Origin of the sequence: Mesorhizobium sp. M0293 (assembly GCF_040321735.1) — a bacterium.
In the GTDB taxonomy this organism is placed as follows: domain Bacteria; phylum Pseudomonadota; class Alphaproteobacteria; order Rhizobiales; family Rhizobiaceae; genus Mesorhizobium.
The window spans coordinates 1-14,273 of record NZ_JAMYSA010000041.1; the positions used below are offsets into that span (position 1 = coordinate 1).

General features: G+C 64.6%; 11 protein-coding genes. 4 read left to right on the plus strand and 7 right to left on the minus strand.

What is annotated here, in order from left to right; translation table 11 throughout:
* From NKJ06_RS17060 to NKJ06_RS17075, 4 genes are all read right to left on the minus strand, one after another.
* A partial coding sequence (locus tag NKJ06_RS17060) for a GNAT family N-acetyltransferase (protein WP_502905628.1) occupies window positions 1–719 on the minus strand: 719 nt, incomplete at its 3' end.
* A gap of 42 nt (window positions 720–761) precedes the next feature.
* Window positions 762–1,991, minus strand: coding sequence for a GNAT family N-acetyltransferase (locus tag NKJ06_RS17065; protein WP_352628749.1), 1,230 nt, complete (start codon window positions 1,989–1,991; stop codon window positions 762–764).
* A 14-nt stretch (window positions 1,992–2,005) separates the two neighbouring features.
* Window positions 2,006–3,313 carry a lipopolysaccharide biosynthesis protein gene (locus NKJ06_RS17070; RefSeq protein ID WP_352628751.1) on the minus strand — a complete coding sequence of 436 codons (1,308 nt, stop codon included), beginning with the start codon at window positions 3,311–3,313 and terminating at the stop codon, window positions 2,006–2,008.
* Window positions 3,310–4,479 carry a glycosyltransferase gene (locus NKJ06_RS17075; protein ID WP_352628753.1) on the minus strand — a complete coding sequence of 390 codons (1,170 nt, stop codon included), beginning with the start codon at window positions 4,477–4,479 and terminating at the stop codon, window positions 3,310–3,312. The genes NKJ06_RS17070 and NKJ06_RS17075 overlap by 4 nt, the downstream gene beginning before the upstream one ends.
* 315 nt (window positions 4,480–4,794) lie before the next feature.
* Here NKJ06_RS17075 and NKJ06_RS17080 point away from each other — a divergent pair, with 315 nt between their 5' ends.
* Together NKJ06_RS17080 and NKJ06_RS17085 are read left to right on the plus strand one after the other, a co-directional pair.
* Complete coding sequence (locus tag NKJ06_RS17080; protein ID WP_352628755.1) at window positions 4,795–5,964, plus strand: glycosyltransferase; 1,170 nt, start codon at window positions 4,795–4,797, stop codon at window positions 5,962–5,964.
* On the plus strand, window positions 5,961–7,220 hold the full coding sequence (locus NKJ06_RS17085) for a glycoside hydrolase family 5 protein (RefSeq protein ID WP_352628757.1): 1,260 nt from the start codon (window positions 5,961–5,963) through the stop codon (window positions 7,218–7,220). Before NKJ06_RS17080 ends, NKJ06_RS17085 begins: the two co-directional genes overlap by 4 nt.
* A 32-nt stretch (window positions 7,221–7,252) precedes the next feature.
* Here NKJ06_RS17085 and NKJ06_RS17090 read toward each other — a convergent pair whose 3' ends face one another.
* Window positions 7,253–8,581 carry a VpsF family polysaccharide biosynthesis protein gene (locus tag NKJ06_RS17090; protein WP_352810284.1) on the minus strand — a complete coding sequence of 443 codons (1,329 nt, stop codon included), beginning with the start codon at window positions 8,579–8,581 and terminating at the stop codon, window positions 7,253–7,255.
* A 1-nt stretch (window position 8,582) separates the two neighbouring features.
* Window positions 8,583–10,682, minus strand: a complete 2,100-nt coding sequence (locus tag NKJ06_RS17095; RefSeq protein WP_352628761.1) for a GumC family protein — start codon at window positions 10,680–10,682, stop codon at window positions 8,583–8,585.
* A 248-nt stretch (window positions 10,683–10,930) separates the two neighbouring features.
* Between NKJ06_RS17095 and NKJ06_RS17100 the strand changes: the two genes are divergently transcribed.
* Complete coding sequence (locus NKJ06_RS17100; RefSeq protein WP_352628763.1) at window positions 10,931–12,430, plus strand: glucosamine inositolphosphorylceramide transferase family protein; 1,500 nt, start codon at window positions 10,931–10,933, stop codon at window positions 12,428–12,430.
* Window positions 12,431–12,548: 118 nt separating this feature from the next.
* Window positions 12,549–13,748, plus strand: coding sequence for an FAD-dependent oxidoreductase (locus NKJ06_RS17105; RefSeq protein WP_352628764.1), 1,200 nt, complete (start codon window positions 12,549–12,551; stop codon window positions 13,746–13,748).
* A gap of 241 nt (window positions 13,749–13,989) precedes the next feature.
* On the opposite strand, the gene NKJ06_RS17110 is transcribed toward NKJ06_RS17105, so the two are convergent.
* Window positions 13,990–14,199 carry a hypothetical protein gene (locus NKJ06_RS17110; RefSeq protein ID WP_352628765.1) on the minus strand — a complete coding sequence of 70 codons (210 nt, stop codon included), beginning with the start codon at window positions 14,197–14,199 and terminating at the stop codon, window positions 13,990–13,992.
* Between the last annotated feature and the right edge of the window lie 74 nt (window positions 14,200–14,273).

A 14,273-nucleotide genomic window follows, 5' to 3' on the forward strand; every position in this document is an offset into this window, starting at 1 on the left:
CCCCCCCCCCCCCCCCCCCCCCGCCGCCCCCCCCCCCGCCCCCCCGCGCCCCCACCCCCCCCGGCGGCGGGGGGGGGGGGGCGCCCCCCCCCCCCCCGCCCCCCCCCCCGCCGTTCGAAGGCGCGGCACTGCTTGTGGAACGTCTTGGCGAAGGACGGCCTGCAAATGCGTTTGATGAGCGTCTCCGCTTCACCATGCAGGACGAGGCCGGAGGTGATCTGGATGGAGTCGCGCGCCGCCGAAAGCAAGGCCAGCGGATTGGCCACCCCCTGGATCTGCCGTGGTATTCCCACGACGTGGATGCGATCGGCCGGCGGCAGCACGGCGCGAACCGCCGCCCAGACGGCGTCGGCGCCCTGCCTGGTCCAGGGCCTCGCATCCGCCAGCAGCGGCGCCGAATAGTCGCACACGCCACAGCTCAGCCATTCGATCACGTGGTGGCCGCTGGCCCGGCGCCGCATCAGCGGCAGCAGCATGACCGGCGCGCTCGTCGCAGTGTCGCTCACCTCGACGACGAGCAGTTCCGCGCTCTTGGGCATCAGCCGCGCGGCGATGCCTTCGACCCACGCATAGTGCTGATGGGCGGTGCAGACGCCGTCCGCCTGGTGTTGCAGCCAGAGCGGCTTGACGGTCTCAAAGCTGGTGTGCAGCCGCGCCGTATAGCGCGCGCCGGCGCCGGCGCTGGCGGCAATCGGCGAAACCGGCCCATCGTCCGTCATCGCAACAACTTGCATTGCCCGGCTTGCCACGTGCTTGTCCTGTCATTCCGGTCCCCCACGCAAGCGCCGCAAACCCCGCATCAGTCCCTGGATCGTCTTGAGCAGCCGAGGTTTGGATCGCACGAGCACCTCGGTCCGGTTGCGGAGCTCGAGGGCGGTGGTCACGGCATTGCCCCGCACCGTAGTCCCGTGGCAAAGCTCGCGCAGGGTCGAACCCGTGGCGCCCATATGCTCCTTGTAGCTCTGGTTGCCTACCGACAGGTCGAAATAGTCGAAACCCTTCTCGCGCGCCCAGCTCATCAACTTGCCCATGATCAGAAGCCCCGGTGAAACGTTGGGCACCGCGCCCTGGTCGATTGATATCAGCAGAGCATGAACAGTAACTTCATGGGTCAGCAGGTATTGGACGGCGATCAGAGCTTCACCAACGCGCAGCCCGAAGAGCCGCACCGATCCATCCGACAGACCCTCGAGGGCGGCGTTTCGGTAGAAGTCGACAGCCGTCCTCTGCGTCAGCAGGTCGAAACGGCCCAATTCGCGAAAGCGGCTGAGCCGCATCCGGACTAGGCTGCCGAAGATGAGCTCCACCAGAGCCGGAGTGTTGGCCTCGACCAGTTCCACGCTGCCGAGCCGTTCGATCCGGCGCCAGTCCTTGTTGAAGGCCTTGACGAACGAGGGCCTGCATAGGCGCTTGAGGACGGTTTCAGGGTCGCCGTCGATGGCGAGGCCGAAGCTGGTATGAAGGGAATCGCGCGTGGCCGCGAGCAAGGCCAGCGGGTTGGCGACGCCGCTGATCCCTTGCGGAATTCCCGTGATGTGGATGCGGTCCGCCGGCGGCAGCACGGAACGCACCGCCGCCCACGCGGCCTGTGCGGATTGCCTCGTCCACGGGCTCGCATCGGCCAGCAGCGGTGCCGAATAGTCACAAACGCCACAACTCAGCCATTCGATCACCCGATGGCCGGGAGCCGGTCGCCGCATCAGCGGCACCAACATCCGGGGCGCGCCCGTCGTGGCGTCGTTCACCTCCACGATGAGCACTTCCGCACCTTTCGGCAGCAGTCGCGCGACGATTCCTTCGGCCCACGCATATTGCTGGTGGGCGGTGCACACGCCCTCCGCCTGGTAGCGCAGCCAGAGCGGCCTGGCCGCTTCCAGGCTGGTGTGCAATCGCGCCGTGTAGGCATCGTTCGCGGCGACGGTTACGGGATCGAGGGCCTGCCCTTCGGGCAAGCCGGTCGCCGCAGCACTTTGCACTGCCTGGCCTGCCATATCTTCATCTTCTCCTATCGTTTTGCCGTCGCGAACGTGACCGCCCGCCGCCACGAACCCAACCGGCTGTCGCGTGCCTCATCCGGATGCTCGAGATTCCATATGCGGTGATGCGCGAAATACCATGATGCCGCGAGCACGAAGATCTCGGACACGGCGGAACCCACCAGCGCCCACGGCGGAGACGCAATCGCCAGCAGGATCGCGATCAGTACCAGCCCGACAACCGCGCCGCCCAGCGTGGTGAATGCGACGATCCGGAAATCGCCGAGTATCTCAAGCACGATGCGGGGCATGATATAGAGCATGATCGGCACAAAATTCGCGATCACGAAAAGCCCGATGAACCCGACCGAGGCGTCCTGGAGGGCCTGGGATTTAATCGTCGGCAGAACGAACATGATGGCGCATCCATAAACCAGGCCGCCGAGCCCCATGACGAGCGCCCAGATCTTCGCCTGCGCCCAGACACGCACTGTTTCGTTGTTCCGCATCAGCCTGGCGAGGTCTGGCTGCGTCATGTTTACGAAAGCAAGACTGATGATGCGCAGCGGGGCAAACAACACCAGGACCGCCGCCAGCGGTGCGTAGGCGGCAGGCCCGGCAATGCCCGCGACCAGCAACGCCAAACATTGCCCCTGGATGTTGGTGGTAGTCGCGCTGAATGCCGACCAGCGCAGCTGGTGCCAGAGCCTGGTGTAGCGTCGCCGCGTCGGCATGCGGAAGCTGATGCGAATTGTGCGCCGAGCCAGTCGGACCAGGACGAAAATGCCAAACACATTTGCCGCGGCAAGCGCGTAGAACACGGTCTGCAGCGGGTCCTGGACCTTCCAGATCGTCAGCCCGGTCAGGACAATGCCGGCGATTGTAAAAGCGCCGTCGCTGATGGAAACGACCACCTGCAGGCGACGTGCGAAGAAAGCCGTGCGCATATGGCTGCGCAACGACCAGGCACCGACGAAGCACCCGGCGGCAATTCCGCTTGGATCGCCAAGGACATCCATCAGAACAGCCGTGCCGACGGCCATCAGCAACGCCACGATCAGCGCCGCCGTTCCGAATGCCACGTCATGGGCATCGACGCCGGCCCTGTTGGCGCTTTTGCTCATCCAGATGCTGGCGGGAACGGCGGTGAGCGACCTGATATAGGACAGGCCGACGCCGCCCATCACCATGCCGATGGCGAAGAGGCCGTAGCCCTGCGCCGACAGCATGTGCAACAGCATGATATTAAGGGCAAAGTGAAAGCCGCTCTGCATCGCCTCGCCGCCGATCATCAGCACGAGGCGTCGAACCAGATGGCTCGGGAACGCAAGCTTCACGACCGTGTCTCCGCTTGGCGGGCAGCCCCCGCCCTGCCTGGCCGCGCCATGGTCGTCTTCAGCTTGTCGGCGGCGATCGCCGCGATCGCGGCGGCCGCGACCGGCTCGGAGAAGATTGCCTCGTAGCGCGCGCGCCCGGCAGCGACAAAACCGCGCCAGGCCTGCGGCCACAGGATGATCTCCTGCAATTTCGCGCCAAGAGCTGCTGCGTCGCCGGGCGGAACATGCCAGCCGGTCTCGCCGTCGCTGACCACCTCCACCAGCCCGCCGATCGCCGACACCAGCGGCGGCCGGCCATAGGCCATCGCCTCGATGGCGACGCGCCCAAGCGATTCCGGACGCCGCGACGGCACGGTGACGATGTCGGCCCAGCGGTAGTGCTCCAAAGGGTCGGGTATGAAAGGCAGGACGCTGACGCGCCCGGTGAGGCCCATGGTCTCGACCAGTTCGGCCAGCGCATGCTCGCGCTCGGTGCTTTCGAAGGCGCCGCCGACCAGCCGCACCTCGATCCTCGCCTGCAGCTCTGCCGGCATCGAGGTGATCGCCTCCAGCAGCACCTCCTGCCCCTTGATCCTGTTGATGCGGCCGAGCAGCAGCACCCGCAACGGGCGCTTGCCGTCATAGGTGGTCGATTCGACCGCCGCCGGCCCGGCAACGCCGTTGTAGATGACATGCGTGCGCGCGGCCTTGGGATCGCCGAAAGCGGCGCGCGTCGCGCGCGAGTTGAAGATCAGATCCGCATGGCTCCAGTGCATCAGGCCGACGAGTATCCTGCGCATGGCGCCTTCGGGGATTTCGTGGATATGCAGGACGGCCTTGTGGGGAAGAAGACGCGCGGCCAGCGCATAGTCGGCCACGATCGAGGTGTTGACGTAAACCAGGTCGCAATCCCTGAGGCGCCGCCACGCCCTGAACACGGCAACCGGCAATCGCGCCATCTCGACCGTCGCAAGACGCGCAATGGCCTGGCGCCTCAGCACCCAGAGCGGTTCGAAGACGATCCGGCTGGCATGCGCTTCCAGGATCTGCACGATCGGCCCGCCGCGCGGCAGAACCACCTCGATGTCGGCCGACGGAAACGCGACGCGCAACGCAGCAACGCTCTCCGCGAAGCTGCGGTCGGAACCATAGAGTTCATAACCCTGATGAACGCAGGCAATCCGCATCTTTGTATCCCGCCGGGTGCTACAACCATCGCGCCGGGCGATAATGTGCAGAGGCCTTGCCGCAAGAGTCATGCCGGATTCAGTAGGCCGACTACCCGCCGCACGACCTTGGCACTGCTTCGTTTCGATACAGCTACGCACAGAAGGGTTGACCGAGAATGAAACAACCACCGGGTTCAACACCGTTTTTTTACAACCCCGCGCGATGATCGCTCCCCAAGAATGCTGAAACAGGAAGATGGCATGGAAGTTGCCATCTGTTTCCTAAAAATTCAGTAATCGCTAATATATAGACACCTGAAAGTGCCGCCAGCCATGAAACCAGAGACGCCCGCCATTCTGATCCTGGGGACCCGCGGCATACCCGCAGCCCATGGCGGCTTTGAAACCTTTGCCGAAAGACTGGCGCTGTTTCTTGTCGGGCGAGGCTGGAAGGTCGCCGTCTATTGCCAGGATGAGGTCGAGCGGATCGACCAGCGGGTGCGTAGCGAAACCTGGCGCGGCATAGAACTCATTCACATCCAGGTTGCCTCCAAAGGGCCGCGCGCGACACTGGAATTCGACTGGCAATGCGTCCGCGACGCCGCCAGGCGGCAGGGCGTCTGTCTCGTGCTCGGCTACAACGGCGCGGTCTTCCTGACCTGGCTCAGGCTGAAGCGGCGCAAGATCTTCACCAATATGGACGGCATCGAATGGCGGCGCCCCAAATGGGGGATGGCGGCGCGCACCTGGTTCTGGCTCAACGAATGGATCGGCGCCTGGGCCTCGCATCGGCTGGTGGCCGATCATCCCGCTATCGCAGATCATCTGGCGACACGCCGGCCGCGCAGCGCCATCGCCACCATCGCCTATGGCGCCGATCCGGTGACATCGGCACCGGAAGCGTCGGTCCGGGCGCTCGGCCTCGAGCCCGGGCGCTATCTGATCTCGATCGCGCGCATCGAACCCGACAACAACATCCTACCGATCGTCGAAGCCTTTTGCTCCACCAAGCGCGACATGAAGCTGGTGGTGCTGGGAACGCTGTCCGACGACATTCCGTATCATGCCGCCATCCGCAAGGCGGCGAACGGCTCGGTGGTCCTGCCAGGCGCCATTTACGACCAGGCGACGGTGAAGGCACTGCGCTTCCACGCCCGCGCCTATCTGCATGGCCACACGGTGGGCGGAACCAACCCGTCACTGGTCGAAGCGCTGGCAGCCGGCAACATGGTGATTGCCCACGACAATCCCTACAACAGATGGACCGCCGGTGCGGCAGCGATCTACTTCACCGACAAGAACAGCTGCGCCGAGCGGATGCAGCTGGCGCTGGACGACGATGACCTGGTCAGGACCTGCGGCGTTGCCGCCAGGGCGCGCGCCCGCGAGGCCTTCCGCTGGGAAGATGTCCTGCTTGCCTATGAAAATGAAGCCTATCGCTTGCTCGGCGTGACCGCCGCCGAGACGGTCGCAATCAGTCGCGCATCAGCCGGCACCGCATGACAGGCTGGTCGCGCCGTCGGGTGCTGCGGACCGCGCTGTCCACGGCGGCCGCCGCCCTTGGCCCCCTCTCGATCGCACCAATCGCCCGCGCCGCTGGGCCGCAGTTTCGGCGCGGCGTCAACGCCTGGCCGTGGTTCTCGCTGACGCGCGAATTTCCCGCGCCACGCACCGACTATGACTGGCCGCCCTTCCAGTCGCAACGGCCGGTTCCCACACCGGACGACCTCGGTCGGCTGCGCAGGACCGGGCTCGATTTCATTCGCCTGCCCGTCGATCCCGGCCCCTTCCTGGCCGCCGACGCCAAGACGCGCGGCCAGTTGCTGGACATGCTGGACGCCGCCGTCACCACAACGCTCGATGCCGGTCTTGGCATCATCGTCAACGTCCAGGCAAATGGCGCCACCCATTACTGGAACCCCGATCGCATGGTCTCCAGCACCGCCGCACCCGCCTTCGATCTTTATCGCGGGCTGGTCGGCGAGCTTGCCGGCAGGCTGGAGCGCTTCCAGCCCGGCAGGATAGCGCTCGAGCCGGTCAACGAGCCGGCGCAGGCCTGCGAATCGAACGTCTGGTCGCAGATCCAGCTTTCACTTCTGACCGCGGCAAGGGCGTCGGCCGCAACCTTGCCGCTGGTCGTCACCGGCGGCTGCGGCTCGATGGTGAGCGGACTGACCGCGCTCGATCCGGCGCCGCTGTCGCCGTTCGAGCCGATCCTGTTCACCTTCCATTTCTACGAGCCCTATCTGTTCAGCCATCAGGGCGCGCCGTGGATGCGCGAGCCCGTCTACCGGTCGCTCAACAACGTGCCGTGGCCGGCATCCGCCGGTTCGTTGGAACAGACGCTGGCGTCGGTCAGGGCGCGCATGGCGCAGGATACCGAAACCCCTGAAGACGCCAGGCAGGCCGCCTATGCCGAAACCGAACGCGTGCTGAAAGTCTATTTCGACGCCAAGCCCGACCGCTGGTTTGTCGACAAATATCTTGCCGAGGTTCGCGCCTGGGTCGATGGCCACGGCCTTGCGCCGGAACGCATCATCATGGGCGAGTTCGGCGCCCTGCGAACCGACGCCCGCTATGTCGCCGCGCCCAACCCGGACCGCGCGCGCTACATCGCCGATGTCAGGCAAAGCGCCGAGACGTTCGGCTTCCCCTGGGCGTTCTGGGATCTCTTCGACGGCATGGGCATGATGGACGACACCACGCGGGCGCTGGACCCGGCGATGATCGAGGCGCTTGGCCTGATTATGCCGGAATAGGCACCCGCCATCCCGGCATCTGCCGTATAGCGCTACGTTTGCGCCGACTGCGGCCTTCGTTGCACCGCCGCCCGCGCCGGCCGGTAGAGCACCAGCGCCAGGACCACGAATTTGGTCAGCAGCGTCGTCTTCGACGCGACGCTTTCCGAGGTGTTGATCAGGATGATCCAGCCCAACATCGGCAGCCAGATGCCGGGATGGCAGCGCCGCGCCACCTCAAACAAGAACAGCACGAAGCCAAACGTCAGCAAAAGGGTGAAGAAGGCGCCCTGGTAGACGATCGTGCGGATGATCGGGTTCTCGATGCCTTGTTCGAGACCGTTGATGCGGCGCAGGCTGTCGACCAGGTCGACATCCGGCCCAACGATCAGATCGCGCCATTCCAGGTACTTGAAGAGTTCGAACATCTCGACGCGGGCATTGGCGCTGCCGCTGTCCGACACGAAGCGCTCCAGAAGCGCGTCGAAAAAGCCATAATATGCCGCCACGACGACGACGACCGGCAACAGCGCGGCAAGCATGAAGCCCAGTGCTGCACCCAGCAGGTTGACGCGGCCCCGGCGCAAATTAGTGATACCCTGAAAAAGCAGATAGAAGCCTCCGAGCACGATCGTCGTCACCATAGCCGTGCGGCCGCCGAAGGCGACGAGTGCCGCGCATTGCAGGCCGATCAACCCTATCCGCACAGGCATAGACAGGGATCTGGCACCGGAGAGCAGCGCAAGCACGTAGATCGCTGTCACCATGGCATTGGCAAGCGGATGCCCCTGCAGCGCGCTTGAGCGCAGATCGGTGGTAAACGCCACGCCGTCGAGGCGATAGGGGAAAATCAGCGTCTTGGTGGCGAACTCGAAAAGGGCAAGCAACGCATTCGCCGTCATGACCAGGTGAATGACGGTCTGCAACCCGGCGAATGTCCGTTCGTCATCCTCGCTGAGCATCAGCACCACAAGTGCCGCGGCCATGAACGTATCGATCATGCCGGCCATGCCGGGACGCTGCCTGGCGATTACGACGAACAGAAGCACGATCGAGATGGCGGCCATCAGCGCGCTGGCCGGCCGCCTGTCGGCGACATGGACGAGGTAGCCGACTGGGTTGCCTGATGTGCAGGAGCGCCAGGCAAGCAAGAGCACGATGAGATAGGTGGACGGATGTATCTTGGTCGCCGGGTTGCCGAACAGGCCGTCGTAATTGTAGCCCACCAGCCACAGCATACCGCCCGAGACGCTGAACAGCACCGCCACCGCCGTGATCAGTCCGAAACGCGTCAGCGCATCGACCGACGTGCCGGCGCGGGGTGCGGCAGCACCGTAGTTCGAAGCGCTTGCGCTCCAGCTGGTGGCCCAAGGGACGGCCATGTCAGGCCGCCTCGTCGACCAGCAAGGCGCCTGTCGGCAGCCGCCCCATGACGGAGACGGCTTGCGACGTCGCGGTGACGTCGCGCATCGGTGTGGCGTTCAACGTGGCGACCAGCACGATCTCGTCGACCATCGCAACCAGCGGCGAAGCATTGAGATTGTCGGCCAGCGCGCCGCCGTCGATGACGACAAGCTCGAAGCTCCGGCTGGCCTGGGCCAGCATGTGCTGCGCGAAGTAGATGCCATGCGCTTCCTGGAAGACCGCCTTTGAGCGGCCTCTACCCAGCAGGGCGACATTGCTGCCGGCCGCGTAGTGGCTGACGGCTTCAAACGCGTATTCGCCGCGCAGCACGTCGAGGATTCCCGGCTGCGCCTCCTTCTGACTGCCGCCGCCATTGGCATCGATGAACAGCACACGGCTGCCCCTGGACGCCGCGGTATTGGCCAGCAGCCGCGCCACCCGGCTGCGCTGCGCGCCCTCGCCCGGCGACGATGTCACCAGGATGGATGGCACCAGCGGCCAGTCCGGCGGTCGCTGGCCCGAACTGAACATGCGCCTCAGCGCAAGGCCGACGACGGCGTCGGTCTTCTGGCTGGCCACGGCGGCCGCACTCCCGCCGAACGGCCACCAGCGGCGGCCAGTGCCTGACCTTGCCGGCACCACGCCCAGCACCGGCGCTTCGATGGCCGACTGCATCTGGGCGCTGGAAAGCACCGTCGGCGAGGCATATTCGGCGATCAGCGCCAGGCCGGTGCCGAGCCCCAGCCCGCCGAAGATCGCGCCGACAAGCAGCAGCGACAAAGGCGGCCAGCTCTTCTTCAGGGCCGGCATGGCGTTGGAGATGATGCGCGCATTGGTGCTGTCGACATTGATCTGCTCGCGCGTCTCCTGGGCCCGCTGGAGATAATTCGCGTAGACGGAGCGAACCGCCTCGAGATCGCGCTGCAGTTCGCGCAGCCGCACGGAGGCCTGGTCGGTGTCGAGCGACTTGCTCTTCATGCCCGCGACCTTGGCTTCCAGCGCCTGCTGGTTGGCCAGCGCCCTTTCGTAGTCGGTCTCGGTGGCGGTGGCGATGCGGCCGAGTTCGCGCGCGATGAGCTGACGCGTGTCGCGCAGCTGCTGCTGGGCTGCGATCAGCGACGGATGACGCGGCCCCAGTTCCGTGCCGAGCTGCGAGACCTGGTCGACCAGCGTCGCCTCTTGTGCCCGCAGGCTGGAGATCACCGCCGAGCGCATCGCTTCCGAGGTGGCGTCCGCCGTACCGCTCTGCCGGCGCATCTGGTCGACCTGCGCCTTCAGCGCAGCGGTGCGGCTCTGTGCCGCTGAAAGCTGCGTGTTGATCTCGGTCAGTTCCTGGTCGCTGACCAGATTGCCTGCCGCCATTACCATGTTGTTGGCCGACTTGTAGGCCTCGACGGCGTTTTCGGCTTGCTGGACGCGCTTGCGCTGTTCGTCCAGCCGCGCGGTGATGGCTACGGAAGCGTCCTTGGCCATTTGCGCGCGCGCGCTCGCCTGGTCGACCAGATAGGCCTGCGCGATGGCGTTGGCCAGAAGGGCGGCCTTGTCGGCGCTCTTGGCGGTGACGATGACGTCGAGGACCAGGACCTTGTCGGCCCGCTTCACCGCCAGGCGTCGGCGTAGCGCGTCGAGCGTCTGCGCCGACCTGTCGCCTTCGGCCGACCCCGAGCCGAGCAGGCGCGACAGCAGGCCCTGCCCGTTGAATTCCGGATCCTGCGTCAGGTTTGTCGCCGTGATCGCCCTCATCAGCACGCCTGTCGACTGGACCACGCTGACCTGGCTCTCGACCTGCGTGATGCCGCCGTCGGGTGAGATACGGCTGGGATTGACGTCGTTGGTGACCACCTGCAGGTCCTGCGGATCGATGAGGATTTCCGCCGCCGAGCTGTAGAGCGCGGGCGTGAAAAGGCCGTAGAGCAAGGTGACCAGCGTCAACAGCGCGACGGTGCCGAAGATCCAGAACCGGCGGCGCACCAGGATGCGCTTCAGATCGCCCAGTTCGACGGTCGAGGCCGCGTATGATCTCGCTGATCCCGCATCCGGAGAGTGTTGCTGAGGAACCATGGGCAGGGACGATTGCATGGCTGCCTCCGACAATATTCCATCAGCCGGCAAGATCAGATTGCGGCGCTAACCTAGCTATTCCTCCAACTGTTAAAAGATTGTTAATTATGTTGAGAGGTCATGTGAATTTTGGCATGCGGTTTGCTTAAAAATATACATACCGAGGTGTCGACGGCGCGGCGAGGGAGACGGATTCAGATGGGGCTACAATTTGACCGGACAGGTCTGGCCGGCAGGGCCGGACACTGCCTTTTCGGGTCTCCAACATGTGGATAAGCCTGCGCCTGGACGGCGATTGCGTCCGTGCCTTCCATATCGCGCTGTTGGATCGCCTCGCCACGCTTGGCGATATGCAGCTGTCCGTCGATATCAGGCCCGCGGGCGGCGGCATCCCGCGCAGCGCCGCGGCCCTGTTTCAACTCGAAACGGCGATACACGGGCTGTCCCATGATGGGCTGGCGACGCGTGTGCCGCTTTCGACGCTCGCTCCCTACCGGACGCAGCCACCCGCTTCACCCGATCTGGTGGTCGACCTCTGCGGCGATGTCAGGATCGAAGGCACGCGGGTCTGGCGCGTCACCTATGATGACGCCAGCGGCGAAGCGGCCTTGCTGGCCTTGATCCTCGCCGGCCGCACACCGCTGGCCCGCATCGAGGAAAACGGCATTGCGATTGCCGCCGGGCGCCTGGGAACCGAATATGGCGGCATCGCGCTCGCGTCCTTCCAGGACATGCTGTCGCGCACTGCCAGCCTGATCGTCGCGGCGATGTCGGGGGCTGCCAAGGCCGTGCCTGATCTGCCCGAGCCGGCGCAAGCAGGTAGCCCGCCGCCAATGCCCTCGGCCGGCAAGCTTGGCGTAAGAGCCGGCAAGGCTCTGGCGCGGCGGATCGTCCAGAAGATCTACCATCTTTGCTACAACGCGCCGCACTGGAAGGTCGGCTGGCGGCAAACCGGGGGCCGCGATCTGTTCGACCTGCGCGCGCATCCGGCATCGGGCTGGCAAGGACTGCCGGACGACGGCAGCCGATTCTACGCCGATCCGTTCCCGATCCTGTATCAAGGCCAGCTAACCCTGTTCGTCGAGGACTATATCCACCGGCTCGGCCGGGCCATCATCTCCGCCGTACCCTTCGGTCCGGCAGGCCCGCTCGGCCGCCCCGAGCCGGTGCTGGACCTGCCCTACCATCTCTCCTACCCCTTCGTCTTCGAGCGTGACGGCGAGGTCTGGATGGTCCCGGAAAGCTGCGCCAACGGCACGGTCGATCTCTACCGGGCCACCGCCTTTCCCGGCGGATGGGTCAAGGAGGCGACGCTTCTGTCCGGCGTCGTCGCAAGCGACGCCACCCTGGTCGAACATGGCGGCGCATGGTGGATGTTCGCCACTGTCCGGGACGGCGGCGGTGCCTTCTCCGACGCGCTGCATCTGTGGTCGGCGCCGGATTTTCGCGGCCCCTGGACGCCGCATCCGAACAATCCCGTGCTGATCGATATCGCCTCGGCGCGGCCGGCGGGCCGCATGGTCAAGCGCGGCAACGACCTGCTGCGCCCGGTGCAGGACTGCCGCAGGAGCTATGGCGCGGCTCTCGGCATTGCACGCATTTCTCACCTCGATTTGATCGGCATGGAGCAAGTCGTTGAAACCGTCTTAAATCCAGGCGCGCTATGGAATGGGCGCAAACTTCACACACTCAACGAGGCAGGCGGTTTTGAGTTCATCGACGGCTCGGCAATCGCACCGCGCTGGAAACGACGGGTCCGCGATTAACCTAAACATTGGTTACTACCAGACGCACGTTCCGGTTGCTTGAGGTTGATTTGGGCCCGGAAGATATTTTCTACCACAGATTGTGGTGCAGGAAGACACCACCAGAAAGGGCAGTAAGATGAGTATCGCAGAGGCTGGCCAAACCGAAATCGACGTGGCGATCGTCGGCGCGGGAATGGCCGGCACCACCTTGGCAACGGTGTTGGGAAAAGCCGGGCGCAAGGTGGCGCTGATCGATCCGCACCGCGTCCATCACGACGAGTTCCGCGCCGAGAAGATCGGCATGGATCAGATGCTGCTGTTTGAAAAGCTCGGCCTCGATGCGACTGTCAAGCGTCTCGTCACCTCGACAACCGACACCCATGTCTTCCGCCTCGGCCAATTGTTCGCGCACGAGAAGAAGTCGGAATTCACATTTTCCTATGGCGCGCTGATCAATGGCCTGCGCGACGCCTTGCCGCCGCAAGTGCCGCTGACGGTCGGCAAGGTGACGGAGGTCTCGACCGGACCGGACCGACAGCGGCTTGTGCTAGCCGACGGCTCCGTGATCAATGCCCGCCTGCTCGTGGTGGCAACCGGCCACGGCGAAGCGGTGCGGCGCGCCGTCGGGGTCGAGCGTGTCGAACAATCGAAGGCGCATTCGCTGTCGATGGGATTTGACCTCGCCATCTCGCCGCGTGAATTCGCCTATCAATCCGCTACCTGCTACGGCAGACGGGCCGCGGACCGTGTCGCCTACATCAGCATCTTTCCTCTCGGCAACAAGATGCGGGCGAACATGTTCGTCTATCGCACCGTGGCCGAACCGTGGACGAGGGCGTTTCGCCAGGATCCGCAGAAGATGCTTTGCGAACTGATGCCCGAGATATCAGCGCTATGTGGCAACTTCGAAGTCGCAAGTCCTGTCGAGGTCAGGCAGATCAGCCTGAACACGACGCAAGGCCATCGCCGCGACGGGGTCGTCTTCATCGGCGACGCTTTCTGCACGACGTGTCCGACGCCGGGCGTCGGCATCGGGCGGGTGATGACCGATGTCGATCAGCTCCACTCGATTCACATTCCGCGCTGGCTCGAAACACCAGGCATGGCGGCTGACAAGATCAACGCCTTCTATGACGACCCGGTCAAGGTGGCTACCGATGCGGACGGCATGCGTGTGAGCTACTATGCCAAGTCGATCACCGCCGACCCCAGGCTGGAATGGCGCGTGCGGCGCCTGCGCAACAACACGGCGCGCCAGCTGATGATCATCAGCCGCAAGATGCGGCATCTGGGACGGCGACAGGCGCCCGGGGCGATTCCCGAAAGGCGTGGCTAATGCATATCGCCCAAAAGTGTCCTCGGTTTTGGGAGAACGACATGCATAAAAACAATGAGCTAAAGCGGGTCGCCTGAATCCGTTCAAACGCGACACGCTTTAGATGACGTCCCGACCTAAAGCGCGTCGCGTTTGAATGGATTCAGCCACGCGCTTGTGGTCTTGATTTCGTGCATGTCGTTCTCCCAAAATCGGGACCACTTTTGAACGACATGCGACGCCCGGCAGCATCCAGCAGGAGTCAGCGCCAGGCGGCCTCATTCTTTTGTTCATAGTCACTGAAGGCCTTTTTCAGGCCGCCGAGGACTTCTGCCGCAGTTTCGAACATCGCCTTGAACTGGGGCTCGTCCACCTTGCCGATGTCCTCGCGAAGATGATCTATGGTGTCCTGCAGGCGTGCCTGCATCTTCTGGGTATGGTGCAGTGGATCGCGGTCGGGTTCGCTGGCCATGACTCTCTCCTTTGTTCTGCTGAACCCACCCGCCGAGTTCGATCGGCGAATTGCCACTTCAACGAACAAGACCG